Origin of the sequence: Dokdonella fugitiva (assembly GCF_014138265.1) — a bacterium.
GTDB classification, from domain to species: Bacteria; Pseudomonadota; Gammaproteobacteria; order Xanthomonadales; family Rhodanobacteraceae; genus Dokdonella_A; species Dokdonella_A fugitiva_A.
Genome location: NZ_JACGXL010000004.1, coordinates 39390 through 65513 on the forward strand (window position 1 = coordinate 39390; position 26124 = coordinate 65513).

Consider the following 26124-nt stretch of genomic DNA (forward strand, 5'->3'; position numbering starts at 1 on the left):
CGCATTCGAAAGAAATGTGCACGAGTTCACAGTGCGCGGGGAGCGTGCGTGCGCGCCGATCCGGGGCTGCACGAACGGAGCTGCTTGCAGTCGACCCTATCGCACCGCGCGCGACGCATAGGTCGTGCCGGGACGGTCACCCGCGGGAGGGATATGGGCCGTGATGGGATCGAACCATCGACCAACGGATTAAAAGTCCGCTGCTCTACCGCTGAGCTAACGGCCCACAGGAAGGCGCCCGCGACGGCCGCGGGGTCGCGCAGTTTACCCGCCCGGCCGCGTCAGCGGTAGCGCGTGGGGTCGGCGACGCCGGCGTGGCGGAAGCCGTCCGAGCGCAGGCGGCAGGCGTCGCAATGGCCGCAGGCGCGGCCGTCCGCGTCGGCCTGATAGCACGATACGGTTTGCGCGAAATCGATGCCGAGCGCGATCCCGGCACGCACGATGTCCGCCTTGCCCATGTCGAGCAGCGGCGCGTGCACGACGAGGTGCGCGCCTTCGACGCCGGCCTTGGTGGCGACGTTGGCGAGGCGGCCGAACGCCTCGATGAAGGCCGGCCGGCAATCGGGATAGCCCGAGTAGTCGACCGCGTTCACGCCGCACCAGATGTCGCGCGCACCGAGCACTTCGGCCCAGCCGAGCGCGACCGAGAGCATGATCGTGTTGCGTGCGGGCACGTAGGTGACCGGGATGCCGGCACCGCCTTCGTCGGGCACCGCGATGTCGTCGGCGGTCAGCGCCGAGCCGCCGATGCTGCGCAGGTCGACGTGCACGGTCTTGTGCAGGGTCGCGCCGAGCGCGAGCGCGACGCGGCGCGCGGCTTCGAGTTCGGACGCGTGGCGCTGGCCGTAGTCGACGCTGAGCGCGTAGCAGGCGAAACCCTGCGCGCGCGCGATCGCGAGCGTGACGGCAGAGTCCATGCCGCCGGAAACGAGCACGACCGCGCGGCGGGCAACTTCGCTCGCGCTCACCGCCCCGGCTCCTCGCCCCACAGCAGCTTGTGCAATTGCAGCTGCATGCGCACGGGCAGGCGGTCGGAGAGGATCCATTCGGCGAGCGTGCGCGGCGCGAGGCGTCCGTGCACGGGCGAGAACAGCACCTGGCAGCGCGCGTCGAGGCCGTGCTCGCGCACGCGCGCGACGGCCCAGTCGTAGTCGAAGCGATCGGCGAGCACGACCTTGACCTGGTCGTGCGGCAGCAGGTGGGCGATGTTCGACCAGAGGTTGCGCGCGACTTCGCCGGAGCCGGGCGCCTTGAGATCGACGACCTTGCGCACGCGCGCGTCGACCTCGCCGACGTCGAGCGCGCCCGACGTCTCCAGCGAAACCTCGTAACCCGCGTCGCACAGGCGCGCGAGCAACGCGAGGCAGCGCTTCTGCGCGAGGGGCTCGCCACCGGTGACGCAGACGTGGCGCGCACCGTGCGTGGCGACCTCGTCGAGCACGGCGTCGATCGTGCGCCATTCGCCACCGTGGAACGAATAGGTCGTGTCGCACCAGCCGCAGCGCAGCGGGCAACCGGTCAGGCGCACGAACACGCTCGGCCAACCGACCGCGTCGGCTTCGCCCTGCAGCGAATGGAAGATCTCGGTGATGCGCAGCCGTTCCAGCGACTGCGTCGCGTCGGCATTCGCGTCCGTGATGGCGACGGCGTCGCCGGCCGCGGCGCCGCGGGCGGCGACGGTCGTCATGGCGTGCTCAGTGGCGCGATTCCGACTGCAGCGCGCGCAGGCGTCCCTGCGCGAGGCGTGCGACGGTCGTGTCCGGATACTTCTGCACGACTTCGTTGAGCGTGGCCTCGGCCTGGTCCCACTGCTTCTGCTCGTACTGGCTGTAGCCGACCTTGAGCAGCGCGTCGGGCGCCTTCTGGCTGCCCGGATAGCGCGAGAGCAGGGTCTGGAACGATTCCTGCGCGATCTTGTAGTTCTGCGTCACGTAGTACGACTCGCCGAGCCAGTAGTACGCGTTGCCGGTGAGATCGCTGTTCGGATATTGGTCGATGAACGACTGGAAGCGACGCGCCGACTCGGCGTAGCGGCCGTCCTTGAGCGCGGCGAACGCCTCGTTGTAGGTCGAACCTTCCGCGGCGGGATCGGCCGGCGCCGCCTTGGCGAGCGTCGTCGGTGCCTGCGCCGGTTCGCTCGGCGTCGCCTCGCGCGGTGCGCGCTCGCCCGGGGCGAGCGCGGCGCGGTCGTCCGCGGTGAGATCGCCGACGTTGCCACGCCCGGCGTCGCCGCGCGCGGCGGCGGCCGCCGGCCGGCCGGCCGGATTGGCGAGGTCGACCTCGGGGGGCTGCTCCGGCTGCGCCGGCGCGCGCGCGGCGGACGCTGCGCCCGCAGGCGTCCCGCCGTGGCCTTCGAGACGACCGATGCGCGAATCGAGATCGGTGTACTGATCCTTGTTGCGCTGCTTCGCCTCGTCGAGCGCGTGCTTGAGTTCCTCGACCTGGCCCTGCAGCGACTGAACCTGCGACTGCAGTGCCTGGATCTGGTTGACGAGGTCGACCGCGCCGCCGCCCTGTCCGTTGGCCTGCTGCTCGAGGCGCTCGACGCGCTCGGCCAGCGACAGGCGCTGCTGCGCCGAAACGGGTGCGGCGAACGCGAAGACGGCGGCCGACAAGGCCGCCGTCGCGATCGCACTCGACTTCAAGTGCGCCATCACGTTCTTACTTCGCGGTGTAGACGATCTCGACGCGACGGTTCTTCGACCAGCACGACTCCTCGTGCTGGCGGCAGACCGGGCGCTCTTCGCCGTAGCTCGTCACGTTGAGTTGCGAGGACGACGCACCGGCCGCGCTCAGCGCGCCCTGCACGGCGTTGCCGCGGCGCTCGCCGAGGCCGAGGTTGTACTCACGCGAACCGCGCTCGTCCGCATTGCCTTCGAGCGTCACGCGCGCTTCCGGGAACTGGCGCAGGTACTCGGCATGGCAGGCGACCTGCGCCTGGAATTCCGGCTTGATCTCGGTCTTGTCGAGGTCGAAGTAGACGACGCGCTGGCGCAGGCACGAATCCGTGTCGAGGCTGTCCTTCGTGTAGCGGCCGGTGTTCTCCATGCCACGCGTTTCGGTCTGCTGCTGCTGCTGCTCGACGACGTCGGGCTTGACCTTCTTCTTCGCGCAGGCGGCGACGCCGGCGACGAGCAGGATCGAGAAAGCGATGCGGACGGTGTTGTTCATGGTCGTTCCCTTTCGTGAACTGGGCAGATAGTGTTGGAAGAATCCTGAATCGACGTTCAAGCGGAGCAAGTGGCGACTCGCCGCTTCCCGACCGCTCGCGCTTCAGCGCTGGCGATACGGGCCCCATGCGGGTTCACGCACGTCCCCCTCCGCGAGGCCCAGACGTTGACGCACTCGCCCATCGGCGGATGCGGCGTAGAGCACGCCGCGGATGCCTTCGCTGGCGGCGTACAGCAGCATGCTTCCGTTCGGTGCGAAACTCGGGGCTTCGTCTTGACTGCCCGGGGACACCAGAGTGCTCTGGCTGGTCGCCCGGTCGAGGACCGCAATACGATACACGTTTCCGTTGCCCTGCACCATTGCAAGCTTGATGCCTTTGGCGTCGACCACGCTCGGGCTCGCGTTGTACTGGCCCGTGAAGGTCACGCGCGTCGGCTCGCCGCCGCCCGGCGACACCTGGTAGATCTGCGGCTTGCCGGAGCGGTCGGAGGTGAAATACAGGGTCTGGCCGTCCGGCGCCCAGCGCGGTTCGGTGTCGATCGCGAAGTGGCGCGTGACCTGGGTGGTCTGGCGGCTGGCGAGGTCGAGGATGTAGATGTCGGGGTTGCCGCCCTTGGACAGGCTGACCGCGAGGCGGTTGCCGTCCGGCGACCACGCCGGTGCGCTGTTGATGCCGCGGCTGCTCGACACGACCTGGCGCGAACCGGTGCCGAGGTCCTGCACGTAGATCGCCGAATTGCCGCTCTCGAACGAGACGTAGGCGATGCGCTTGCCGTCCTGCGACCACGCCGGCGACAGCAGCGCCTCGCGCGAGCGCACGACGACCTGCGGGTTGTAGCCGTCCGAATCGGCGACCATCAGCGCGTACGACATGTTCTTCGGTGGCGTGCCGGTCGCGGTGATGTAGGCGACGCGCGTCCAGAACGCACCGCGCACGCCGGTGATCTTCTCGTAGATCGCGTCGGCGACCTGGTGCGCGATGTCGCGCAGGCCGCTGCGCTGGCCGCTGATCGTGCCGTTCGCCTTGAGCGACTGGCTGGCGACGTCGAACAGTTCCCAGTCCACGCGCAGCGAGCCGCCGTCGCCGTCGGCCATGCGGCCGACCACGAGCCAGTCCTGCTTGAGCAGGCGCCAGGTCGCGAACTTCACTTCGCTCTGCCGCGTCGGGAACTCGACGATGTCGTTCTTCGGCAAGGTGCGGAACTGGCCCGAGCGCGCGAGGTCGGCGCGCACGATCTCGCCCGGGTTCGACTCGGGCGGCACGCTCGCGCCGTCGAAGCCGAACGGAACCACCGCGATCGGCAGCGCCGAAGCGTTGCCGTTGACGATGTCGATGTCGAGCTGCGCGTGCGCGCTGCCGAATCCGCAGACGCCGGCGAGGACCAGCGTCAACCTACCCAGGAATCCCGCGAAGTTCGTCATCGGCCCTATCCGTCGTATCTGAAATTGAATTTGATGTTGCGCTGGAACACGTTCTCGTAGCCTTGGTACGGCAGCGGCGCCGCCTTCATCACCGCCTGTTCGATCGAGGTGCGGGTGACCGGATCGGCATTGCACGGCGACCCGACCGATACGCTGATCACGTCGCCGCCCGGGATCTGCGCGATGTTGAGCACGCAACGCAGGCCCGCCTGCGCGTTGTCCGGGCGGTTCCAGTTGTTCGTCACCGCGGCCTGGATCGCCGCCGCATAGCGCGCAGTGAGGTCGTTGTCCTGACCGCCCGCGCCGGTCTGCGCCTGTTCCGCTTCGTGTTCGGCCTCCGGTTGCGCCTGCGCCTGCGCCTGCTTCTGGTTGCGATCCTCGATCTGCGCGAGCCGGTCGCGCTCGAGCTTGAGCTTCTTCTCCACCGCCTCGCGCTCCTTGCGGATCTCGGCGAGTTGCTTCTGCTGCTCCTCGCGCAGCTTGCGCTGCTTCTCGTCCTCGAGCTCGACCTGGCGCTGGCGGACCTTCTCCTCCTGTTCGCGCTTCTCCTGCTCGGCCTTTTCCTGGGCGAGCGCGGCGACGCGTTCCTGGTCGACCTGACTGGGCTTTTGCAGTTCGTTCGGCGTCTGCTTCTCGGGCTTGGGCGGTTCGGGCTGCTCTACGGGTTTGGGTTCAGGCTTCGGTGGCTCGGGCTTGGGCGGTTCCGGCTTCACGGGCGGCCTGGACGGCTGCGGCTTCTGCGCACCCGACCGCGCCTTCGGCGCTGCGGTCGGACCGACCAGCGTCGCCTCGATCACCGGTCCCGGCATGCTCACCGGCCGCGTCTCGTGGGTCCACCACAGGCCGACCAGCAACGCGAGGATGCACAGCAGGTGCAGCGCCATCGCCAGCGCGAACGCGCGCAACTTGTCGCCGAACGTCTCCATCCGGTCAGTGGGCCTGTTCCGCCTGCACGGGCTGGCTCATCAGCCCGACCTTCGGCACGCCCGCCGACTGCAACAGCACCATCGCCTGGTAGATCTTGCCGTAGTCGGCGCGCTGGTCACCGGCGACCAGCACGGGTACCTGCGGATTCTCGCGGACGAAAGCTGAAACTTTCTTGACCAGCGTGTCCGCGTCGATCGGTTCGCGCTGCGACGTGCCGAGGGTGAGGAACAACGCGCCACCCTCGTCGACGCTGACGACGGCGGGCTCCTTGTCGTTCTGGATCGCCTTCGCCGCCGACTGCGGCAGCTGGATGTCGACGCCGAGGTTGAGCAGCGGCGCGGTCACCATGAAGATGATGAGCAGCACGAGCATGACGTCGATGTACGGCACGACGTTGATCTCGGCCTTTAGCTTGCGGCGCTTGCGCGATTTGAGGTTCTGCATGCAGGGGATTCCAACGCGGGGCGGGACGGCGCGGGGTTCAGGCGTCGTCGACGTGTGCCTGGCGCGCGAGGATCGAGGAGAACTCCTCGACGAACGTGTCGTAGCGCAGGCTGATGCGTTCGAGCTTGGTCGAATAGCGGTTGTACGCCCACACCGCGGGGATCGCCGCGAACAGGCCCATCGCGGTCGCGATCAGCGCCTCGGAGATGCCCGGCGCGACCATCGCGATGGTCGCCTCCTTGACGTTGGCGAGGCCCTGGAACGCGATCATGATGCCCCACACGGTGCCGAACAGGCCGACGTACGGGCTGATCGAACCCACGTTGGCGAGGAACTCGAGGCTGTGTTCGAGTCGGTCGACCTCGCGCGTCGAGGCGACGCGCATCGCGCGTTGCGCGCCTTCGAGCAACGCGCGCGAATCGACGCCGCGGCGCTGTCGCAGGCGCGCGAATTCACGGAAGCCGGCCTCGAAGATCGCGCCGCTGCCGCTGACCCGCTCGCCGGCGCCGCTGATTTCCTTGAACAGGCCGGCTAGGTCGGCGCCGGACCAGAAGCGCTCCTCGAATTCGTCGGCGCTGGCGTTGGCGCGATCGATGAGCGCCTTCTTGCGGAAGATGATGAACCACGACGCGATCGAGAAGCCGATCAGGATCCCGAGCACGAGCTTGACCGGCAGGCTGGCGCCGAGGATCAGGGCGAGGACGTTCAGTTCCGAGTTCATGCAGGGGCGATTTCCTGGAGCAGGTGATTCGGGATGGGACGCGGACGAAAACGCTGCGCGTCGAGGCAGGCGATGCGCACCTTCGCTTCGACCAGCGCCTTCGGTTCGGGTTCGCGCAGCAGCTGCTGGCGCACGCTGAAGCTCGCGCTGCGCAGGTCCTCGATCGCGACGGTCGCGCTCAGCAGGTCGTCGAGGCGCGCCGGTGCATTGAACGCGAGTTCCATGCGGTGCACGACGAAGACGAGCCCTTCCTGCTCGCGCAGGCGCTGCTGGCCGATGCCGGACGCGCGGAACCACTCGCTGCGCGCGCGTTCGAGGAAGTGCAGGTAGCGCGCATGATAGACGACTCCGCCGGCGTCGGTGTCTTCCCAGTAGACCCGGCAGGGCCAGGCGAACACGGCGCCGACGGCGGCGGGCTTCCCTCCCGCGGCCGCGCTCACGGCGCGCTCCCGGGAGGCGCCTCGAACAGATCGTCGGCGCTCGCGCGGCGCGGCGGCGCGAGGCCGAAGTGGCGCCAGCACTTGCTCGTGACCATGCGCCCGCGCGCGGTGCGCACGAGAAAGCCCTGCTGGATCAGGAACGGCTCGAGCACGTCCTCGATCGTGCCGCGCTCCTCGCTGATCGCCGCGGCGAGCGACTCGACGCCGACCGGGCCGCCGTCGAAGTTCTCGATGATCGTGGTCATGAGGCGGCGGTCGAGCGCGTCGAAGCCCTCGGCGTCGACCTTGAGCATCTCGAGCGCCGCGCTCGCCGCGTCGCTCGTGATCGTGCCGTTGCCCTTGATCTCGGCGTAGTCGCGCACGCGCCGCAGCAGGCGGTTGGCGATGCGCGGCGTGCCGCGCGCGCGGCGCGCGATCTCGGCCGCGCCGTCGGCGTCGCAGGCGATGCCGAGGATCTTCGCGGCGCGCCGCACGATCGCGGTGAGTTCGAGCGGGCTGTAGAACTCGAGCCGTTGCACGATGCCGAAGCGGTCGCGCAGCGGCGCGGTGAGCAGGCCCGCGCGCGTGGTCGCGCCGATCAGGGTGAACGGCGGCAGGTCGAGCTTGATCGAGCGCGCGGCCGGGCCTTCGCCGATCATGATGTCGATCTGGAAGTCCTCGAGCGCCGGATAGAGCACTTCCTCGACGATCGGCGATAGGCGGTGGATCTCGTCGACGAACAGCACGTCGCGCGGCTGCAGGTTGGTCAGCAGCGCGGCGAGGTCGCCCGGGCGTTCGAGCACCGGGCCCGAGGTCGAGCGCAGGTTGACCCCGAGTTCGTTCGCGATCACGTGCGACAGCGTGGTCTTGCCGAGGCCGGGCGGACCGAAGATCAGCACGTGGTCGAGCGCCTCGCTGCGCCGGCGCGCGGCCTCGATGTAGATGCCGAGCTGCTCGCGCACGGTCGGCTGGCCGAGATACTCGGCCAGCCGTTGCGGACGGATCGTCGCCTCGACGAGGTCGTCCTCGCGCATGGCGCTGGCTGACGTGAGGCGGTCGGTCATCGTGCAGGGGTCGGTGATTCGGGCGGCGCAATTATGCGGGTTTCGTCATCGCCGCACGCGCGCGAACCCATATGGAGCATGAACGGGCTCGATTTTCCGCCGCCGACCCGCGCCCCTCCGCCGTCGGCGCTCAGATCTCGACCTGCGTGCCGAGCTCGATCAGGCGGTTCCCCGGGATCTGGAAGAACGCGGTCGCCGGGATCGCGTTGCGCTGCATGAAGGCGAAGAGCTTGTCACGCCACAGCGCCATGCCCGGTCGGTCGGTCGCGACGATGCTCTCGCGGCTGAGGAAGAAGGTCGTGTCCATCATGTCGAACGGGTGGCCGCAGACGGTCACGGTCTCGAGCATGTTCGGCACGTCCGGGTCCTCGGCGAAGCCGAAGCGCAGGGTAACGCGGTAGAACTCGTCGCCGAGTGACTCCACTTCGACGCGCTCGTCGTTCTCCGCGATCGGCGTGTCGACGGTTTCCACCGTGAGCATCACGTTGCGCTCGTGCAGCACCTTGTTGTGCTTGAGGTTGTGCAGCAGCGCGTGCGGCACCCCTTCCTGGTTCGCGGTGAGGAACACCGCGGTGCCGGGCACGCGCAGCGGCGGATGCGCGACGATCGAGGAAATGAACGGCTCCAGCGCGAGGCCGCCGTGCTTGATCTCGCGCACGACGAGTTCGCGGCCGCGGCGCCAGGTCGCCATCAAGGTGAAGATCACCGCGCCGAGCACGAGCGGGAACCAGCCGCCGTGTTCGACCTTGTCCGCGTTCGCGGTGAGGAAGGCGAGATCGACGAACAGGAACAACGTGCCGACCAGGGCCACGCGCGTGCGCGTCCAGTGCCACATGCGGCGGAACACGATCATCACGAGGATCGAATCGATCGTCATCGTGCCGACCACGGCGATGCCGTACGCGGCACCGAGGTTGTCGGACGAGCGGAAGCCGACCACGACCGCGAGCGTGAGCACGAGCAGCATGCGGTTGATCCACGGCAGGTAGATCTGCCCCATCTGCTCGTGCGAGGTATGGCGCACCTGCATGCGCGGCAGGAAGCCGAGCTGGATCGCCTCGCGCGTGACCGAGAACGCGCCCGAGATCACCGCCTGCGAGGCGATCACCGCGGCCGCCGTCGCGAGCACCAGCATCGGCACGAGCAGCATCGGCGGCACCATGAGGAACAGCGGGTTCTCGGCCGCCTTCGGGTCGGCGATCAGCAGCGCGCCCTGACCGAAGTAGTTGAGCACGAGCGACGGCAGCACGAAGCCGAACCACGACCAGCGGATCGGCTTCTTGCCGAAGTGGCCCATGTCCGCGTACAGCGCCTCGGCGCCGGTGATCGCGAGGATCACCGAACCGAGCGCGAAGAACGCGGTCCAGCGCGCCTGCGCGAAGAATTCGATCGCGTAGTAAGGCGACAGCGCGCGCAGCACGGCCGGGTGCTGCGCGACATGCCAGATGCCGAGCACGGCGAGCGCGAGGAACCAGAGGATCATGATCGGCGCGAACACCGCGCCGACCTTGCCGGTGCCGCGGTTCTGGAATGCGAACAACCCGACGATGATCAGCGCCGACAGCGGCACGACCCAGTGCGCGAGCCCCGGCGCGAGCACCTCCATGCCCTCGACCGCGCCGAGCACGGAGATCGCCGGCGTGATCACGCCGTCGCCGAAGAACAGCGCGGCGCCGAACAGGCCGAGCACGACGATCCACCAGCGCGCGCGCTGGCTCGAACGCACGCTGCGCTGGGCGAGCGCGGTGAGCGCCATGATGCCGCCTTCGCCCTTGTTGTCGGCGCGCATGATGAAGCCCGCGTACTTGACCGAGACGACGAGGATCAGCGACCAGAACACGAGCGACAGCACGCCGAGCACGTTGGTCGTGGTCGGCGGCGCACCGTGCTCGCCGAAGGTCTGTTTGATCGTGTAGAGCGGGCTCGTGCCGATGTCGCCGTACACGACGCCGATCGCGCCGAGCACGAGTGCGCGCGTGCGCGCGCCGATGTCGCCACCGTTGCCGATGTCCTGGCTCATGTTCCCGCCTCTTTCATTGGCGCAGCGCCGCCTTTAGGGCCTTGCGGATGATGTCTTCGGCACGATCGCCGGGAGCGGCCGCGTCACGCACGAGGCGCGCGACTTCGGCCGGTTTGTAGCCGAGTGCCTGCAGTGCGACGCCGGCTTCCGCGACCGGATCGGCCGCGCCGGCGGCACCGCCGATCGCCGCCGGCACGCCGCTGCCGAGGCCGTCGACGCGATCGCGCAGCTCGACCACCATGCGTTCGGCGGTCTTCTTGCCGATGCCGGGGATGCGCGTGAGCGCGGCGACGTCGCCGACCTGCACGAGCCGCGCGAACTCGTCGACGCTGACGCCCGACAGCACCGACAGCGCGATCTTCGCGCCGACGCCGGACACCTTCTGCAGGGTGCGGAACAGGCTGCGTTCGGCCTCGCGCAGGAAGCCGTACAGCGCGACCGTGTCCTCCTTGACCGCGTAGTGCGTGCACAGGCTCACTTCGCGGCCGAGTTCGGGCAGGTCGAAGAACGTCGACATCGGTGCTTCGAGTTCGTAGCCGACGCCGCCGACATCGAGCACGAGCCACGGCGGCTGCTTGGCGACGAGCACGCCCTTGAGGCGGCCGATCATCGGCGCCGCCTCCATGCTTCGCGCGGCAGGCCGAGGCGCTGCAGGCTCGAACGCGTGTGCGCGTGGGCGAGCGCGATCGCGAGCGCGTCGGCGGCATCGGCCTGCAGCCGGCCCGGCAGCTGCAGCAGCAGACCGACCATGTGCTGCACCTGCGCCTTGTCGCCCGCGCCGGTGCCGACCACCGCCTGCTTCACTTCGCGCGCGGCGTATTCGGCGACGCCGAGGCCGTGGTGCATGACCGCGCAGATCGCCGCGCCGCGCGCCTGGCCGAGCTTGAGCGCGGAATCGGCGTTGTGCGCGACGAACACGCGCTCGATGGCGACTTCGTGCGGCGCGTATTCCGCGACGATCGCGCCGACGCCGTCGAAGATGCGCTTGAGGCGCGCGGCGAACGCGTCGTCGTCGCCGTCGAGCAGCTTGAGCGCGGTGTGGAACACGTGGCGCGAGCGCCCGGCCGGGTCGACGTCGATGATGCCGATGCCGGTGCGCTGGCTGCCCGGGTCGATGCCGAGGATGCGCACGACGGCGAGCGCTGGCTGGAGGGCAGTGATCGACACGATCCCGTTGGCTCGGCTTGAAGAGTGGAGTCTAGCGCAGCGTTCAGCGCGGCGTCGGCGCGAACTGGCCCGCGCGCAGGAACGCGACCGTGAGGTCGGCGACTTCGGAGGAGAACAGCAGGCCCGTGTGCGAAGCGGCGACGGTGCGATGGTCGCTGATGCCGGCGAGCTGCGTCTCCTCCACCGACACGGTGCCGTCGTGCGGCGCGACCAGCGGACCGAGCGTGATGCCGAGGCCGAACGGCAGCTTGCCGGCTATCACGCCGACCGGGCGCGACCCCTTCCACGCTTCGACGCCGTCGATCAGCGGCTCCGCACTTTGCCCGAGCAGCAGGCGCCCGCCGGGAAATCCAGTGAGCGCGCGCGCGACCGCGCTGCCGCGCAGCGGCGGGCCGATACAGACGATGCCGCCCTTCGGCAAGCCGCGCACGCCACGCGTCGCCTCGAGCGCGACGAGCGAACCGAGGCTGTGGCCGACCAGGTGCACCGCGGCCGCGTCCTGCGCGAGCATGCGTTCGCGCAGGCGCGCGACCGCGGGCTGGATGCCGCGGAACACGCTCGCGTAATCGATCGTCTCGACCGTGTAGCCGGCCTGGCGCAGGCGCCGCGCGAGCGGCAGCAAGGTGATGCCGCGCATCCAGATGCCGTGCAGCAGGATCACGTGTTCGCGCGGCGCGGAATCGACCGCCGCGCGCGGCGTGCGCCCCGCGCGCGGATCGATCGGCCGGCGCGACGCGCGGCTCATTCCGCCTTGCGCTCCGCGACGCGGATGTGCACTTCGGCGAGCTGCGCTTCCGGCACGGGCGACGGCGCGCCGGTCATGAGGCACTGCGCGCTCGTCGTCTTCGGGAACGCGATCACGTCGCGGATCGATTCGGTGCCGGCCATCAGCGCCGCGATGCGGTCGATGCCGAACGCGATGCCGCCGTGCGGCGGCGCGCCGTACTTGAGCGCGTCGAGCAGGAAGCCGAACTTCGCTTGCGCCTCTTCCGCGCCGATGCCGAGCAGGTCGAACACGGCCGACTGCATCGACGAACGGTGGATGCGGATCGAGCCGCCGCCGATCTCGTTGCCGTTGAGCACCATGTCGTAGCCGCGCGAGACCGCGATCTTCGCGTTCGCGCGCAGGTCGGCCTCGTCGTCGACCGCGGGCGCGGTGAACGGGTGATGCAGGGCGACGTAGCGCTTTTCCTCGTCGTCCCATTCGAACATGGGGAAATCGGTGACCCACAGCGGCGCCCAGCCTTCGGCGACGAGGCCGAGATCCTTGCCGAGCTTGAGGCGCAGCGCGCCCATGAAGTCGGACGCGGTCTTGTACGTCGCCGCGCCGAAGAAGATCGCGTCGCCGGTCCGCGCGCCGGTCGCCTTCACGATCGCCGCGAGCGTGGCATCGTCGAGGAACTTGGCGATCGGCGAATGGATGCCTTCGCGCCCCTTCGCCGCGTCCTCGACCTTCATCCAGGCGAGACCCTTCGCGCCGTACTTCGCCGCGTGCGCGCCGTAGTCGTCGATCTGCTTGCGCGAGAACTGCGCGCCGCCGGGCGCGCGCAGCGCGACGACGCGGCCGTCGGCGTGGTTGGCCCAGTCGGTGAACACCTTGAATTCGCAGCCCTTGACGAACTCGGCGACGTCGGTGAATTCCATCGGGTTGCGCAGGTCCGGCTTGTCCGAACCGTAGCGGCGCATCGCCTCGGCGTAGGTCATGCGTAGGAACGGATCGGCGAGTTCGACGCCCTTCACTTCGCGGAACACGACGCGGATCATTTCCTCGACCGTGTCCTGCACGTCGCGCTCGGAGACCCAGGCGAACTCCATGTCGAGCTGGGTGAACTCGAGCTGGCGGTCGGCGCGCAGCGCCTCGTCGCGGAAGCAGCGCGCGATCTGGTAGTAGCGGTCGAAGCCCGCCATCATGAGGATCTGCTTGAACAGCTGCGGCGACTGCGGCAGCGCGTAGAACTCGCCCGGGTGCATGCGCGCCGGCACGAGGAAGTCGCGCGCGCCCTCGGGCGTCGCCTTGGTCAGGATCGGCGTCTCGATGTCCTGGAAGCCACGCTCGTCGAGCCAGCGGCGCAGCGCCTGCACGAGGCGGATGCGCGTACGCATCATCTGCTGCATCTCGGGACGGCGCAGGTCGAGGTAACGGTACTTGAGGCGGATGTCCTCGCCCGGGTTCTCGTGCGCGTGGAACGGCAGCGGCTCGGCCTTGTTGAGCAGCTCGATCCTGGTCGCGACGACTTCGACGCGGCCGGTGCGGATCTTCGCATTGATCGCTTCGCGCTTGCGCACGACGCCGGTCACGCGCAGGCAGTCCTCGTAGCCGACCGCGGCCGCGGCCGCGAGTACGCCGGCATTCCCCTCGGCATCGGACGGTTCGGCGACGATCTGCACGATGCCTTCGTGGTCGCGCAAGTCGATGAAGCAGAGCCCGCCGAGGTCGCGGGCGACGTCCGCCCAACCGCAGAGGGTGACGGTCCGGCCGATCAGCGCCTCGTCGACGAGGCCGCAATAGTGTGTGCGCATGGAAGTCCGCTGGCGCCGGTGCGGCGCGAAACCAAGCGCGGAATGCTACGGAGGATTGTGCTGCACCGCAATGCGGCGGCGTCTCGACGTGGAACGCCCGTCGCGGGACGGGCGTTCCGGATCAGCCGATGCGTGGCTCAGCGCCAGCGGCGATTGACCATGAACTCGGCGTCGCAACCGCCGTCGACCCAGATGCCGGCGCGGTTCCAGCCCCAGTTCTGGCCTTCGACGCAGCGCGTGTTGGAGATCTGGCGCGAGATGCGCACGTCGCTACCGCGGCCGGTGTCGACCTGACACATGCGGTAGTTGTAACCCTCGCTCGCGCAACGCACGCGGATCGACTGGTCCCAGCCCGGACCCGGACGCCAGTCGCCACCGCCGCCGTGATCATGGCCGCCACCGCCCGACCAGCGGCGCTGCACGCGGAACACGCCTTCGCAGCCCTGGTCGACCCAGATGCCGGCGCGGTTCCAGCCCCAGTTCTGCCCTTCGCGGCACGGGGTCTTGGAGATCTGCTTGGCCAGGCGCACGTCGCTGCCGCGGCCGGTGTCGACCTGGCACATGCGGTAGTTGTAGCCGTCGCTCGCGCAGCGCACTTCGATGTCGCGATCCCAGCCGGGGCCTGGGCGCCAATCGTCGTACTGCGCGGACGAGGCGACGGCAAATGCCTGCGCGAGCGGCTGCGGCGCGGGCGCGGCGCCGAGCGTGGCGCAGGCCGACGTCAGTACGAGGGCGATGATTCCTTGGAATGCCTTGAGCATGACCTACTCCCCGGTCGTTGGTGGAAGACGCCCGTGGAGTCTAGATGATCCGCATGAACGGAATCGAAGCGCGCCTCAGGATGCCGCGCCGCCGTCGGTTTTCGCCGCGGGTTTCGCCTCGGCTTTCGGCTCCGCCTTCGCCTCGGCCTTCGGTGCCTCGTCCTTGCCGGCGAGGTTACGTTTCGTGTCGCCGTCCTTCTTGAAGTCCGTCTCGTACCAACCGCTGCCGGCGAGGCGGAACGCGGGCGCGGTCAGGCGGCGCTTCACGCGCGGTTGCCCGCACTCCGGGCAGTCGACGGGGTCGGGGTCGGACAATTTCTGCAGGCGATCGAACACGGCTTGGCAGGCGGAACATTCGAATTCGTAGATCGGCATACTGAAACTTCCATTGGACTTGGCATGGCACCATGCGGCGCCGAAACGGCGTGCAGCATGCGGGCACGCCGGAGAATTGCAAGTACCACCGCCACCGCGTGGCCGGCGTACGGCTGCGCCGCCTACGGCGAGGGCGATGATCGGCTGGCCGCGGGCGCCGCCTGCGCGCGCCCGCAGTCCTCGCAGCTTTACGCGCCCGAGAATACGAGGCGCCCGCCTTCCGCGTCGACGCGCACCGTGTCGCCAGGCCGGAAACGGCCCTCGAGGATCTCCCGCGCGAGCGGGTTCTCGAGCTGCTGCTGGATCGCACGCTTGAGCGGACGCGCGCCGTACACCGGATCGAAGCCGACGTTGCCGAGCAGGTCGAGCGCCTTGTCGCTGATCGTCATGCGCAGCTGCCGTTCGGCGAGGCGCTTCTCGAGGTAGGCGATCTGAATGCGCGCGATCTGCCGGATCTGGCTCTTGTCGAGCGCGCGGAACACGACGATCTCGTCGAGCCGGTTGATGAACTCGGGGCGGAAATGCGCCTGCACCACGCCCATCACCGCGGCCTTCATCTGCGTGTATTGCGCCTCGTCGTCGCCCGCGTATTCCTGGATGTACTGCGAACCGAGGTTCGAAGTCATCACGATGACCGTGTTGCGGAAGTCGACCGTGCGGCCCTGGCCATCGGTGAGGCGGCCGTCGTCGAGCACCTGCAGCAGGATATTGAACACGTCGTGGTGCGCCTTCTCGACTTCGTCGAGCAGGATCACGCTGTACGGGCGGCGACGCACCGCTTCGGTGAGGTAGCCGCCCTCCTCGTAGCCGACGTAGCCCGGCGGCGCGCCGATCAGGCGGCTCACGGAGTGCTTCTCCATGAACTCGCTCATGTCGATGCGCACCATCGCGTCCTCGCTGTCGAACAGGAAGCCCGCGAGCGCCTTGCACAGCTCGGTCTTGCCGACGCCGGTCGGGCCGAGGAACAGGAACGAGCCGTTCGGCCGGTTCGGGTCGGACAGGCCCGCGCGCGAGCGGCGGATCGCGTCGGCGACCGCACGCACCGCCTCGTCCTGGCCGACCACGCGCTTGTGCAGCTCGTCCTCCATCCTGAGCAGCTTGTCGCGCTCGCCCTCGAGCATCTTCGACACCGGGATGCCGGTCCAGCGCGAGACGACCTCGGCGATCTCCTCCGCGGTGACCTTGTCCTGCAGCAGCGTGAAGCCCTTCGTCTCGGCTTCTTGCGCGGCCTTCAACTGCTTCTCGAGTTCCGGAATCTTGCCGTACTGGATCTCGCTCATCTTCGCGTAGTCCTGCCGGCGCTGCGCGGCCTCGAGCTCGAGCCTCGCCTGTTCGATCTGCTCCTTGACCTTGGTCGCGCCCTGCAGCGTCGCCTTCTCGCTCTTCCAGACTTCCTCGAGGTCGGAATACTCGCGCTCGAGCGAACCGATTTCCTTCTCGAGGTCGGCGAGTCGCTGCTTCGATTCCTTGTCCTTCTCCTTCTTCAGCGCTTCGCGCTGGATCTTCAGCTGGATCAGCCGACGCTCCTTGCGGTCGAGTTCCTCCGGCTTGGAATCGATCTCCATGCGGATGCGCGACGCCGCCTCGTCCATGAGGTCGATCGCCTTGTCGGGCAGCTGGCGATCGGGGATGTAGCGGTTGCTCAGCGTCGCTGCGGCGACGATCGCCGGATCGGTGATCTCGACGCCGTGGTGGACCGCATACCGTTCCTTCAAGCCGCGCAATATCGCGATCGTGTCCTCGACGCTCGGCTCGCCGACGAACACCTTCTGGAAGCGGCGCTCGAGCGCGGCGTCCTTCTCGATGTACTTGCGGTATTCGTCGAGCGTGGTCGCGCCGATGCAGTGCAACTCGCCGCGCGCGAGCGCGGGCTTGAGCATGTTGCCGGCGTCCATCGCGCCTTCGGCCTTGCCGGCGCCGACCATCGTGTGCAGTTCGTCGATGAACAGGATCACCTGGCCTTCCTGCTTGGCGAGGTCGTTGAGCACGCCCTTGAGGCGCTCCTCGAATTCGCCGCGGAACTTCGCGCCGGCGATCAGCGCGCCCATGTCGAGCGACAGCACGCGCTTGTCGCGCAGGCCCTCGGGCACCTCGCCGTTGACGATGCGCTGGGCGAGGCCTTCGACGATAGCGGTCTTGCCGACGCCGGGCTCGCCGATCAGCACCGGGTTGTTCTTGGTGCGCCGCTGCAGCACCTGGATCACGCGGCGGATTTCCTCGTCGCGGCCGATGACCGGATCGAGCTTGCCCTTCTCCGATCGCGCGGTGAGGTCGATCGTGTACTTCTCGAGCGCCTGGCGCTGTTCCTCGGCGTTCTCCGACTGCACCTTCTCGCCGCCGCGCATCTTCTCGATCGCCGCCTCGATGTTCGCCTGGGTCGCGCCGGCCGCCTTCAGCGCGGCACCGGCTTCGCGCTTGTCGTCGAGCGCGGCGAGCACGAACAGTTCGGACGCGATGAACTGGTCGCCGCGCTGCTGCGCGAGCTTGTCGGTGAGGTTGAGCAGGCGGTTGAGGTCGTTGGAGACGTTGATGTTGCCTTCCTGCCCGGCGACCCTGGGCAGCGCGTCGAGCAGCTGGCCGACGCGCGTCCGCAGCGCCGGCACGTTCGCGCCCGCCTGCGCGAGCAGCGGCACGGTCGAACCCCCTTGCTGGTCGAGCAGCGCGGCGAGCACGTGCACGGGCTCGAGCATGTTGTTGTCGCGTCCGACCGCGAGCGACTGCGCGTCGGCGAGCGCCTGCTGGAAGCGCGAGGTGAGTTTGTCCATTCGCATGGTGGCGGATGCCCTGTTCGAAGGTGGAAAGGTCGCGGCATGCGCGGCCGGCTGCGCCGAAGATGCGGCCCCGAACGCCGCGATTCAAGCAGAATCACCGCATGGAAAGCGCCCTTCCCTCGCCTGCCCGACCACCCGTCCAGCGCGCCGCAAGACCGTTCCGCATCGTCGTCCTCGGCGGCTACGGGCTGTTCGGCGCGCGCATCGTGCGTGCGCTCGCCGGCGACGGCGGCCTCGAACTCGTGATCGCCGGGCGAGATGCGGCGAAAGCGCGCGGGCTCGGCGAGGAACTGGCGCGTTCGGGCGCCCGCGCGGCGATCGCGATCACGGCGCTCGACATCGACGCCGCCGATGTCGGCGACCGCCTCGCCGCGCTCGCCCCCGCGCTCGTCGTCCATACGGCCGGGCCGTTCCAGCGGCGCGACTACGCCGTCGCGCGCCTCGCGCTCGCGTTGGGTGCGCACTACATTGACCTCGCCGACGGCCGCGACTTCGTCGCCGGCTTCGGCGTACTCGACGCCGAAGCACGCGCCGCGGCGCGCTGGGCCGTCAGTGGCGCGAGCAGCGTGCCCGGCCTCAGCGGCGCCGTCGTCGCCGCGCTGGCCGGCCGTTTCGGCCGGCTCGACGCGCTCGAGACGGCGATCAGCCCCGGCAATCGCACGCCGCGCGGCCTCGCGACGACGCGCGCGATCCTCGGCTACGTCGGGCGCCCGTACGCGCGGCTCGCGCAAGGCCGCTGGCGCCGTGTGCACGGCTGGCAGTCGCTGCGCCGGCTGCATGCGCCCGGCGTCGGCACGCGCTGGCTCGCGCGCTGCGAAGTGCCCGACCTCGCGCTGCTGCCGGCACGCCATCCGACGCTGCGCGACTGCGATTTCCGCGCCGGGCTCGAGTTGCGGCGCATGCATTTCGGCCTCTGGCTCGCCTCGTGGGCGGTGCGCGCCGGCATCCTTCGCGACCTCGCACGGCACGCGCCGTCGCTGCTGTCGCTCAGCGAGCGCTGGCTCGCCGCGGGCAGCGATGCCGGCATCATGCAGCTCGACCTGCGCGGCGTCGATCCTGCCGGCGCGCCGCTGCACCTGCGCTGGCGCCTCGTCGCGGCGAACGGCGACGGTCCGCAGGTACCCGCGACCGCTGCGGTCGTGCTCGCGCGCAAGCTCGCACGCGGCGAATTGCACGGTGGCGGCGCGCGCGCCTGCCTCGACCTGTTCACGCTCGACGAGTTCGTCGACGCGCTCGACGGCTATGCGATCGGCACGACGCTCGAACAGCCGACGTCGAGCCAGCCGCGATAGCGCACGAGCAGGCCCGCGATCGGCAAGGCGGCCCGCACGTCGAACGTGTAACGCCCCTCGCCGTCGGCTTCGCGCGCGCCGACCGCGGCGAACCAGCGCGCCGGCAACGGCAGGCCGAGTGCACGCACGCGCACGACGCTCCACTCGATCGCACCGCCGCGCGCCTGCAGGCGGAATACGAACGTGACCGCGCCGAGGCGCTCGTGCAGCAGGCTGTCGCGCGCCCACAACCGCGAACGCATCACGTGCGCGCCGACATGGCGCGACCAGCGCTCGCCCGCGGCGTCGGCGATGATCTCCACGTCGATCGACGCGCGGCCCGCGGGCGGCAGGCGCGTCGCCCGCGCGCACAAGCGCGCGAGCGGATGACGGCCGCGTTCGACCTCGACTTCTCCCGCGTAGCGGCGTTCGCCGCGATCGCGATGGAGCGTGCGCACGCACGGGTCGAGCGTGTCGAACGCGCTGCCGAGCAGGCGCTCGAACAACGGCGTCACGGCGTCATCCAGACCAGCGAGGCGAAGCGCCCGGTATCGCGATCGCGGCGGTAGGAGTAGAAGCGTGCGTCGGCGAACGTGTCGAAGCCGCCGCCGTGCACGCCGTGCACGCCCGCGCGCGCAAGGCGCCGCCGGGCGAGCGCGGCGAGGTCGCACAGCCAGTGGCCGGGACGCGTCGGCGCGAAGCAGGCGTCGGCGCCGGAATCGGTCGCGACGAAGGCCTCGCGCACTTCGGCGCCGACTTCGTACGAGCGCGCGCCGATCGCGGGTCCGATCCACGCGTGCACGCGCTCCGCATGGAGGCTTGCGAGCGTCGATTCCAGCACGCCCGCGGCGAGCCCACGCCACCCCGCGTGCGCGGCGGCGATCGCGTCGCCGTCGGCGCTGCAGAAGAGCACGGGCAGGCAGTCGGCGGTGAGGATCGCGAGCACGATGCCGGCCTTGCGCGTGATCGCCGCGTCGGCGTCGCGGTCGCGCCCGGGCGCGTCGGCGTCGAGCACGGCGGTGCCGTGCACCTGGCGCAGCCAGGCCGGCGCGGACGGCAGGTCGAGCAGTTCCGGCAATGCCGCGCGATTCGCGGCGACCGCATCGGGCTCATCACCGCTGTGTCCGCCGAGGTTGCACTGCTCGAACGGCGGCTGCGAACGGCCGGGCAACCACCGCGTCGTGACGGAGGCGCGCACGTTCGCCGGAGCCGGCCAGTCCGGCACGATCACGCGACCTGCAGCGGGCGGTGCCGGCATGCGATCAGCCGTTTTCCCGGGTGTCCGCACGCAGCGCGGTGAGCAGCCCTTCCATGTCGGCCGGGCGTTCCGCTTCGACCGCGACCGGCTTGCCGGACTTGGGATGGGCGAACTCGAGCTTCTCCGCATGCAGCGCCTGGCGCTTGAAGCCGCGCAGCGCGGCGACGAGTTCCGGCGTTGCGCCTTTCGGCAACTTGAGCAGGCCGCCGTACTGCGCGTCGCCGACGAGCGGGTGGCGCACGTGCGCCATGTGCACGCGGATCTGGTGCGTGCGGCCGGTTTCCAGGCGGCACTCGACCAGGGTCATCGTGCGGAACCGTTCGCGCACGCGGTAGTGCGTGACCGCGTCGCGGCCGTCCTCGCGCACGGCCTGCTTGAGGCGATCGTGCAGGTGGCGGCCGATCGGCGCGTCGACGCGCCCGCCGGCGACCATCGCGCCGTAGACGATCGCCGCGTACTGGCGATGCACGTCGCGCTCGGACAACTGCTCCACCAGCGAAGTGTGCGCGCGCAGCGTGCGCGCGACGACCATCAGGCCCGAGGTGTCCTTGTCGAGGCGGTGCACGATGCCGCCGCGCGGGATCTCGGCGAGCTTCGGATCGTGGTGCAGCAGCGCGTTCTGCAGGGTACCCGCGGGATTGCCCGCGCCCGGATGCACGACCAGCCCGGGCGGCTTGTTGACGACGATGACCTCGGCATCCTCGTAGCGGATGTCGAGCGGGATCTCCTCGGCTTGGGCGCCGATCTCGCGCTCCATGCGCACGTCCAGCTCGATCGCTTCGCCACCGCGCAGGATCTGCCTCGGTGCGACGACCTCGCCGTCGAGGCGCACGGCGCCGGCCTTGATCCACGCGGTCAGGCGTGAACGCGAGTAGTCCGGGAACAGCTCGGCGAGCGCCTGGTCGAAACGCCTCCCGGCGAGCGCATCGGGTACGGTGGCGGCCAGTCGCGACGCATCGGGCGACTGCTCGTTCAGGCGTGATTCGGGTTCGGTCATGCTCGGGAATGCCGGGAAACGGCGCTTCCTGCGCCGGCGAGGTTTCGGGTTATGATCGGTGTTTCGCGCGGCGCGCGGTAGCGTCGCGGGCCGGTCGATCCGGCGGATCCGGCAGGCAGAGTCAGCCGGACCCACTCCATCCGTCCATCATCGCAGAGCCTGCCCCCCGCATGCGAGTCTCCTCCAGTTTCCGTCCCATCCTGCGCCTCGCCCTGCTCGCGCTGTTCGTCGCGCTCGCCGGTTGCTCCCTGTTCCATCGTGGCAAGAAGGGCGACCCGATGGACACGCTGCCGGTCGAGCAGCTCTACCAGCAAGGCAACGAAGCGCTGCAGTCGGGCAACAACGACTACGCCGTGCGCGTGTTCCAGCGCCTGATCGCGCGCTTCCCGTTCGGCCCGTACACCGAGCAGTCGCAGCTCAACCTCGCCTACGCGCAGTACAAGTCGGACAAGCCCGACGACGCGTATTCGACGGTCAACCGCTTCATCAAGACCTACCCGACGCATCGCCACATCGACTACGCGTACTACCTGCGCGGCCTCATCAATTTCAACCGCTCGGGCGGCTTCATGGAACGCTACGTCGGCCTCGACATGACGCAGCGCGACCAGGCCAACCTGCGCCAGTCGTTCGACGACTTCGGCGCGCTCGTCACGCGCTACCCGCAGAGCCGCTACGCGGCGGACGGCCGCCAGCGCATGATCCACCTGCGCAACATGATGGCGCAGGCGGATCTCAACGTCGCCCTGTTCTATCTCAAGCGTGGCGCCTACGTCGCCTCGTCCAACCGCGCCAAGTCGATCCTCGAGACGTATCCGCAGACGCCGCAGGCGGGCGATGCACTCGCGATCATGGTCAAGAGCTACCACGAACTCGGCCAGGACAAGCTCGCCGACGACGCCAAGCGCGTGCTCGAGCTCAACTACCCCGACCACCCTTCGCTGAAGGGTCGCTGGCCGAGCTACCGCTCGAACTGGTGGAAGCTGATTCCGCTGCAGAATCGGGGATGACGGCAGCGAGGTCGGCGGCGTTCGCCGCGTCGCGCGGGCAATTGCGCCGGCAGCTTCGCTGCCTCGCGAGGGCGCTCGCCTTCGGCTCGCTCGTGAGAAGATGAGAAAGCTGCGACGGCCTTTTCCCACGAGCCGGCGAAGCGGGCGACCTCCTTCCCACGGAGGCGCGAAGCAGTCGACCTCAGGGCCCCGCCCTAGCGCCAGCCCGACGTGATCGGATAGCGACGCTCGCGGCCGAACGCGCGGCGCGACACCTTCGGCCCCGGCGCCGCCTGCTGGCGCTTCCATTCGCTGATGCGCACGAGCCGCAGCACGCGCTCGACCGTCGCGGCATCGAAGCCCGCGCGCACGATCTCCTCGCGCGACTGCTCCTGGTCGACGTGGCGGAACAGGATCGCGTCGAGCACGTCGTACGGCGGCAGCGAATCCTGGTCGGTCTGGTTCTCGCGCAGTTCCGCCGACGGCGGGCGTTCGATCACCGCGGGCGGGATCACCGGCGAACCGGCCATCGCGTTGCGCCAGCGCGCGAGCGCGAACACCTCGGTCTTGTACAGGTCCTTGATCGGCGCGTAGCCGCCGCACATGTCGCCGTAGATCGTCGCGTAGCCGACCGCGTACTCGCTCTTGTTGCCGGTCGTGAGCAGCAGCCCGCCGAACTTGTTCGCGAGCGCCATGAGGATCGTGCCGCGGCAACGCGACTGCAGGTTCTCCTCGGTCACGTCCATCTCGTGGCCGGCGAACGCGGGCGCGAGCGCGTCGAGGAAGCCGCGGAACGGCGCCTCGATCGGCACGCCCAACATGCGCACGCCGAGCGCGCGCGCCTGCTCGTCGGCGAGGTGGTTGCTGAGATCGGAGGTGTAGCGCGACGGCAGCCGCACGCCGGTGACGTTGTCCGCGCCGAGCGCATCGACCGCCACGCTGAGCACGAGCGCGGAATCGATGCCGCCGGAGAGGCCGATCCACGCCTTCGAGAAGCCGTTCTTCACGCAGTAGTCGCGCGTGCCGCGCACGATCGCGCGCCAGGCGAGCGCATCGCGACCTTCGTCGTCCTCGACCGGCCAGGCGACGGGCGTGAAGCGGCGCGTCGACGCGTCGTAGTCGGCGACGAGCCAGTGATCCTCGAACGCGCGCGCGGCCGGATGGACGTGGCCATCGCCGTCGGCGAGCACCGACGCACCGTCGAACACGACCGCATCCTGGCCACCGACGGTGTTGAGGTAGGCGACGCCGACGCCGCGGCCGTCGCGCTGCGACTCCTGCACGCGCTGCGCGAGCAGGGCGTCGCGCTGCGCGTGCTTGTCGCGCTCGAACGGCGACGCATTCGGCACGAGCACGAGTTCGGCGCCCGCGGCGACGGCGCCGGCGAGCGGCTCGGCGAACCAGAGGTCCTCGCAGATGATCAGGCCTACCCCGACCCCGCCGACATCGAACACGCAGTCCTCGCGATCCGGGTCGACGTCGAAATAGCGGCGCTCGTCGAACACCGCGTAGTTCGGCAACTCGCGCTTGCGATACGTCGCGGCGACGGTGCCGTCGCGCAGCACGCTGGCCGCGTTGTAGACGACCGCGCCGGCCGCCTGCGGCCAGCCGACCACCGCTACGATGCCGCTCGTCGCCGCCGCGAGGCGACCGAGCGCGGCTTCGCATTCGGCGAGGAAGCTCGGTCGCAGCAGCAGGTCCTCGGGCGGATAGCCGCTCAGCGCGAGCTCGGGGAACAACACGAGATCGGCGCGGTGCAGGTCGCGTGCCTGCGCGATCAACGCGCCGATGCGCTCTTCGTTGCGCGCGACGGCGCCGACGGGGAAATCGAACTGGGCCAGGGCGATGCGTAGCTTCGGCATCATTGCGCCACCGCGGAACGTGCTTGCAGATAGGGCATGAGGCGCTTGCCGATCGGCTCGGCGAGGCCGAGCACATACGAGGCGTTCAGGTGTTGCGCGTCGCGGTAGGCGAGTTCACCGGCGACCCACGCGGCACAGACGCCACGCGGACAAGCGATGTCGTTGAGGTTGACGACGGTCGCTCCCTGCACGCCTTCGACCGCCTTCTCGAGGGAATCGATGACGGGCCGGTCCTCGATATCCGCCAGTCGGGCGCTGCATAGGTCGCCCGCGCCGCCTTGCAGCGCATCGAAGTTCCGGATCACGCAGGAAGGCCCGTCGAACGGGAGGCGCGGGGACGGCGCCAATACCACCACTTCGGCCGCACCGGCGCGCAGGGCTTCCACGAACCGACGCGAGCCGTCCGTCCATTGTTCCTGCGTGAACGGGTAGGAACCCGCCGAGCCGACAACGACGACACCGGGGCGCGTCTTCTGGATGTAATCGATGGCGGCCCTGCGCCAGGATTCACATTCGGTGTAAGTGCGGTGGATACGTTCGTAGAAGAACGGTTCGTCCACCATCGGACATGACGATTTGGTCAGCACGACGACGTTCCAACCCATGCCCGTCAATGCGCGATGCAGCGCCGGGAACCAGTGCAGGCCGAGACTGTCGCCGACTACGACGGCCTGGGGTTTCCCCTCGCCCGCATCGAAGGCGCACGGGACGAGCCGATCACTCGAATACCATTCGTCGCACCCGGGCATCGAGTAGATTTGCGGGATGTTGACCATCGCGCGCACGCGCGCTTCCGTCGTAGCGAACTCCGGCGTTCGCGGACGACCGAGCGCGAACCACGTCGAGGGCAGCAGGGCGAGCAGCGCCGACCCGAGTACTCCCGCGAGCACGGCCTGCCGCGCGTCGGTGATCGTCCTATGGCGTGTGGTGCGCTCCACGAGGAGGTAGCTCAGCAGCGCGGCGGCGAACGACCCGAGCACCGCGATCGCTACCGCCAATGAATCGTCGCGACCGAGGCGATGCGCCAGTGCCAGCGCGGGCCAATGCCACAGGTACCAGCTGTAGGAAACGCGACCGACCAGGGTGAGCGGTGCGCTGGTGAGGCAGCGCGAGAGAATGCCCGTCGTTCCCAAGATCATCAGTGCGGCGCCGATGACCGGCAGCGCCGCCCATACGCCCGGGTAGGCGAGTCGCTCCGACAGGCCCATGCAAGTGCCGGCGAGCAGCACGGCGCCGAGCAGCCCGCCGCGCCATCGCCCGAGCCGCGCGCCGACCGCGGGCGAAAGGAACACGCAGCAACCACCGACCGCGAGTTCCCACAGCCTGAACGGCATGAGGTAGTACGCCGCTACCGGCCACAGCCACGTCGCTACGATCGACATCAGGGCCCCGACGGCGGCGACGATCGCCACAGCGGCGAACAGTGCTCTCGGGTTTCGTTTCGATACGCGCCACACGAGGGCGAGCAGCGCCGGCCATATCAGATAGAACTGCTCCTCTACGCCGAGGGACCACGTGTGCAGGAACAGGCTGTCGCGCGCGGACGACTCGAAGTAACCGAAATTCGCCAGCGAGAAGTAGACATTGGACGTCCACAACGCGGCCCACAGCCCGGACCACTTCTGCAGCTTCGTGTCGGCACCGGGGGCGACCAGCACTAGCGCAACCCACGCGAACAGCATCATCACCGCGAACGCCGGCAGCAATCGCCGCGCGCGACGCGCGTAGAACGCCCAGAAGCCGATCCGCGACGTCTCGCGCAACTCGCGCACGAGCAGGCCGGTGATGAGGAAGCCGGAGATGACGAAGAACACGTCGACACCGGTGAATCCGCCGCCGAACCCGCGAACGCCAGCGTGACCCAAAACGACCATCAGGATCGCGACGCCGCGCAATCCTTCGATGTCGGGGCGAAATCCGTTGCCGGACGACGATGATCGATGCTCCATGCCAAGGTCTCCCCGA

Annotated in this window: 25 protein-coding genes and 1 tRNA gene; 2 read left to right on the forward strand and 24 right to left on the reverse strand. The window is 69.3% G+C overall.

Annotation, left to right across the window (positions count from 1 at the left end):
- Nucleotides 1-154: 154 nt before the first annotated feature.
- The 19 genes from FHW12_RS12705 to clpB form a co-directional block, all read right to left on the reverse strand.
- Nucleotides 155-226, reverse strand: a tRNA-Lys gene (locus tag FHW12_RS12705).
- 55 nt (nucleotides 227-281) lie between these two features.
- Nucleotides 282-968: a 7-cyano-7-deazaguanine synthase QueC gene (gene queC, locus FHW12_RS12710; protein WP_310735229.1), complete on the reverse strand. Its 687-nt coding sequence runs from the start codon at nucleotides 966-968 to the stop codon at nucleotides 282-284.
- Entirely contained in the window at nucleotides 965-1687 is a 723-nt protein-coding gene (gene queE / locus FHW12_RS12715) for a 7-carboxy-7-deazaguanine synthase QueE (protein ID WP_182531412.1), read from the reverse strand. Before queE ends, queC begins: the two co-directional genes overlap by 4 nt.
- Nucleotides 1688-1694: 7 nt before the next feature.
- Nucleotides 1695-2654, reverse strand: coding sequence for a tol-pal system protein YbgF (ybgF, locus tag FHW12_RS12720; RefSeq protein WP_182531740.1), 960 nt, complete (start codon nucleotides 2652-2654; stop codon nucleotides 1695-1697).
- Between the two features lie 7 nt (nucleotides 2655-2661).
- The gene (gene pal / locus FHW12_RS12725) at nucleotides 2662-3171 is read right to left on the reverse strand and encodes a peptidoglycan-associated lipoprotein Pal (RefSeq protein WP_182531413.1); all 510 of its coding nucleotides are present in this window, start codon (nucleotides 3169-3171) and stop codon (nucleotides 2662-2664) included.
- 102 nt (nucleotides 3172-3273) lie between these two features.
- Nucleotides 3274-4593, reverse strand: a complete 1320-nt coding sequence (gene tolB / locus FHW12_RS12730) for a Tol-Pal system beta propeller repeat protein TolB (RefSeq protein WP_182531414.1) — start codon at nucleotides 4591-4593, stop codon at nucleotides 3274-3276.
- Nucleotides 4594-4598: 5 nt separating this feature from the next.
- Complete coding sequence (locus FHW12_RS12735) at nucleotides 4599-5519, reverse strand: cell envelope integrity protein TolA (protein ID WP_182531415.1); 921 nt, start codon at nucleotides 5517-5519, stop codon at nucleotides 4599-4601.
- A 4-nt stretch (nucleotides 5520-5523) separates the two neighbouring features.
- Nucleotides 5524-5964, reverse strand: a complete 441-nt coding sequence (gene tolR / locus FHW12_RS12740) for a protein TolR (protein WP_182531416.1) — start codon at nucleotides 5962-5964, stop codon at nucleotides 5524-5526.
- A gap of 37 nt (nucleotides 5965-6001) precedes the next feature.
- On the reverse strand, nucleotides 6002-6685 hold the full coding sequence (tolQ, locus tag FHW12_RS12745) for a protein TolQ (RefSeq protein WP_182531417.1): 684 nt from the start codon (nucleotides 6683-6685) through the stop codon (nucleotides 6002-6004).
- Nucleotides 6682-7125 carry a tol-pal system-associated acyl-CoA thioesterase gene (gene ybgC, locus FHW12_RS12750; RefSeq protein WP_310735230.1) on the reverse strand — a complete coding sequence of 148 codons (444 nt, stop codon included), beginning with the start codon at nucleotides 7123-7125 and terminating at the stop codon, nucleotides 6682-6684. The genes tolQ and ybgC overlap by 4 nt, the downstream gene beginning before the upstream one ends.
- Entirely contained in the window at nucleotides 7122-8168 is a 1047-nt protein-coding gene (ruvB, locus tag FHW12_RS12755) for a Holliday junction branch migration DNA helicase RuvB (protein WP_182531418.1), read from the reverse strand. Before ruvB ends, ybgC begins: the two co-directional genes overlap by 4 nt.
- A 130-nt stretch (nucleotides 8169-8298) precedes the next feature.
- Nucleotides 8299-10188, reverse strand: coding sequence for a potassium transporter Kup (locus tag FHW12_RS12760; protein WP_182531419.1), 1890 nt, complete (start codon nucleotides 10186-10188; stop codon nucleotides 8299-8301).
- 13 nt (nucleotides 10189-10201) lie between these two features.
- Nucleotides 10202-10798 (reverse strand): Holliday junction branch migration protein RuvA, encoded by a 597-nt coding sequence (gene ruvA / locus FHW12_RS12765; protein WP_182531420.1) that lies wholly within the window; start codon nucleotides 10796-10798, stop codon nucleotides 10202-10204.
- Nucleotides 10795-11355 (reverse strand): crossover junction endodeoxyribonuclease RuvC, encoded by a 561-nt coding sequence (gene ruvC, locus FHW12_RS12770; protein WP_310735231.1) that lies wholly within the window; start codon nucleotides 11353-11355, stop codon nucleotides 10795-10797. Before ruvC ends, ruvA begins: the two co-directional genes overlap by 4 nt.
- Before the next feature lie 43 nt (nucleotides 11356-11398).
- Entirely contained in the window at nucleotides 11399-12100 is a 702-nt protein-coding gene (locus FHW12_RS12775; protein WP_259393045.1) for an esterase/lipase family protein, read from the reverse strand.
- Entirely contained in the window at nucleotides 12097-13875 is a 1779-nt protein-coding gene (gene aspS, locus FHW12_RS12780; RefSeq protein ID WP_182531421.1) for an aspartate--tRNA ligase, read from the reverse strand. Before aspS ends, FHW12_RS12775 begins: the two co-directional genes overlap by 4 nt.
- A 137-nt stretch (nucleotides 13876-14012) precedes the next feature.
- Entirely contained in the window at nucleotides 14013-14636 is a 624-nt protein-coding gene (locus FHW12_RS12785; RefSeq protein ID WP_182531422.1) for a DUF3011 domain-containing protein, read from the reverse strand.
- A 75-nt stretch (nucleotides 14637-14711) separates the two neighbouring features.
- The gene (locus tag FHW12_RS12790) at nucleotides 14712-15011 is read right to left on the reverse strand and encodes an FmdB family zinc ribbon protein (RefSeq protein WP_182531423.1); all 300 of its coding nucleotides are present in this window, start codon (nucleotides 15009-15011) and stop codon (nucleotides 14712-14714) included.
- A 188-nt stretch (nucleotides 15012-15199) separates the two neighbouring features.
- Nucleotides 15200-17782, reverse strand: a complete 2583-nt coding sequence (gene clpB, locus FHW12_RS12795; RefSeq protein WP_182531424.1) for an ATP-dependent chaperone ClpB — start codon at nucleotides 17780-17782, stop codon at nucleotides 15200-15202.
- Between the two features lie 101 nt (nucleotides 17783-17883).
- Here clpB and FHW12_RS12800 point away from each other — a divergent pair, with 101 nt between their 5' ends.
- Complete coding sequence (locus FHW12_RS12800; RefSeq protein ID WP_182531425.1) at nucleotides 17884-19074, forward strand: saccharopine dehydrogenase family protein; 1191 nt, start codon at nucleotides 17884-17886, stop codon at nucleotides 19072-19074.
- Here the strand turns inward: FHW12_RS12800 and FHW12_RS12805 are convergent.
- The 3 genes from FHW12_RS12805 to rluD are packed head-to-tail and all read right to left on the reverse strand — an operon-like array spanning nucleotide 19023 to nucleotide 21308.
- Complete coding sequence (locus tag FHW12_RS12805; protein ID WP_310735232.1) at nucleotides 19023-19568, reverse strand: DUF4166 domain-containing protein; 546 nt, start codon at nucleotides 19566-19568, stop codon at nucleotides 19023-19025. The genes FHW12_RS12800 and FHW12_RS12805 overlap by 52 nt on opposite strands.
- Nucleotides 19565-20311 carry a peptidoglycan editing factor PgeF gene (gene pgeF, locus FHW12_RS12810; RefSeq protein WP_182531426.1) on the reverse strand — a complete coding sequence of 249 codons (747 nt, stop codon included), beginning with the start codon at nucleotides 20309-20311 and terminating at the stop codon, nucleotides 19565-19567. Before pgeF ends, FHW12_RS12805 begins: the two co-directional genes overlap by 4 nt.
- Before the next feature lie 4 nt (nucleotides 20312-20315).
- Complete coding sequence (gene rluD, locus FHW12_RS12815; protein WP_182531427.1) at nucleotides 20316-21308, reverse strand: 23S rRNA pseudouridine(1911/1915/1917) synthase RluD; 993 nt, start codon at nucleotides 21306-21308, stop codon at nucleotides 20316-20318.
- Between the two features lie 170 nt (nucleotides 21309-21478).
- Here rluD and FHW12_RS12820 point away from each other — a divergent pair, with 170 nt between their 5' ends.
- A complete protein-coding gene (locus FHW12_RS12820; RefSeq protein WP_182531428.1) occupies nucleotides 21479-22318 on the forward strand; it encodes an outer membrane protein assembly factor BamD in 840 nt (279 codons plus the stop codon).
- Nucleotides 22319-22512: 194 nt separating this feature from the next.
- Here FHW12_RS12820 and FHW12_RS12825 read toward each other — a convergent pair whose 3' ends face one another.
- Nucleotides 22513-24162: an NAD+ synthase gene (locus tag FHW12_RS12825; protein WP_182531429.1), complete on the reverse strand. Its 1650-nt coding sequence runs from the start codon at nucleotides 24160-24162 to the stop codon at nucleotides 22513-22515.
- Nucleotides 24159-26108: an acyltransferase family protein gene (locus tag FHW12_RS12830; RefSeq protein ID WP_182531430.1), complete on the reverse strand. Its 1950-nt coding sequence runs from the start codon at nucleotides 26106-26108 to the stop codon at nucleotides 24159-24161. Before FHW12_RS12830 ends, FHW12_RS12825 begins: the two co-directional genes overlap by 4 nt.
- Nucleotides 26109-26124 lie beyond the last annotated feature (16 nt).

Coding starts and splice junctions, on each gene's coding strand:
- queE (WP_182531412.1), bottom strand. CDS start 1,687: ATGACGACCGTCGCCGCCCGCGGCGCCGCGGCCGGCGACGCCGTCGCC.
- ybgF (WP_182531740.1), bottom strand. CDS start 2,654: ATGGCGCACTTGAAGTCGAGTGCGATCGCGACGGCGGCCTTGTCGGCC.
- pal (WP_182531413.1), bottom strand. CDS start 3,171: ATGAACAACACCGTCCGCATCGCTTTCTCGATCCTGCTCGTCGCCGGC.
- tolB (WP_182531414.1), bottom strand. CDS start 4,593: ATGACGAACTTCGCGGGATTCCTGGGTAGGTTGACGCTGGTCCTCGCC.
- FHW12_RS12735 (WP_182531415.1), bottom strand. CDS start 5,519: ATGGAGACGTTCGGCGACAAGTTGCGCGCGTTCGCGCTGGCGATGGCG.
- tolR (WP_182531416.1), bottom strand. CDS start 5,964: ATGCAGAACCTCAAATCGCGCAAGCGCCGCAAGCTAAAGGCCGAGATC.
- tolQ (WP_182531417.1), bottom strand. CDS start 6,685: ATGAACTCGGAACTGAACGTCCTCGCCCTGATCCTCGGCGCCAGCCTG.
- ruvB (WP_182531418.1), bottom strand. CDS start 8,168: ATGACCGACCGCCTCACGTCAGCCAGCGCCATGCGCGAGGACGACCTC.
- FHW12_RS12760 (WP_182531419.1), bottom strand. CDS start 10,188: ATGAGCCAGGACATCGGCAACGGTGGCGACATCGGCGCGCGCACGCGC.
- ruvA (WP_182531420.1), bottom strand. CDS start 10,798: ATGATCGGCCGCCTCAAGGGCGTGCTCGTCGCCAAGCAGCCGCCGTGG.
- FHW12_RS12775 (WP_259393045.1), bottom strand. CDS start 12,100: ATGAGCCGCGCGTCGCGCCGGCCGATCGATCCGCGCGCGGGGCGCACG.
- aspS (WP_182531421.1), bottom strand. CDS start 13,875: ATGCGCACACACTATTGCGGCCTCGTCGACGAGGCGCTGATCGGCCGG.
- FHW12_RS12785 (WP_182531422.1), bottom strand. CDS start 14,636: ATGCTCAAGGCATTCCAAGGAATCATCGCCCTCGTACTGACGTCGGCC.
- FHW12_RS12790 (WP_182531423.1), bottom strand. CDS start 15,011: ATGCCGATCTACGAATTCGAATGTTCCGCCTGCCAAGCCGTGTTCGAT.
- clpB (WP_182531424.1), bottom strand. CDS start 17,782: ATGCGAATGGACAAACTCACCTCGCGCTTCCAGCAGGCGCTCGCCGAC.
- FHW12_RS12800 (WP_182531425.1), top strand. CDS start 17,884: ATGGAAAGCGCCCTTCCCTCGCCTGCCCGACCACCCGTCCAGCGCGCC.
- pgeF (WP_182531426.1), bottom strand. CDS start 20,311: ATGCCGGCACCGCCCGCTGCAGGTCGCGTGATCGTGCCGGACTGGCCG.
- rluD (WP_182531427.1), bottom strand. CDS start 21,308: ATGACCGAACCCGAATCACGCCTGAACGAGCAGTCGCCCGATGCGTCG.
- FHW12_RS12820 (WP_182531428.1), top strand. CDS start 21,479: ATGCGAGTCTCCTCCAGTTTCCGTCCCATCCTGCGCCTCGCCCTGCTC.
- FHW12_RS12825 (WP_182531429.1), bottom strand. CDS start 24,162: ATGATGCCGAAGCTACGCATCGCCCTGGCCCAGTTCGATTTCCCCGTC.
- FHW12_RS12830 (WP_182531430.1), bottom strand. CDS start 26,108: ATGGAGCATCGATCATCGTCGTCCGGCAACGGATTTCGCCCCGACATC.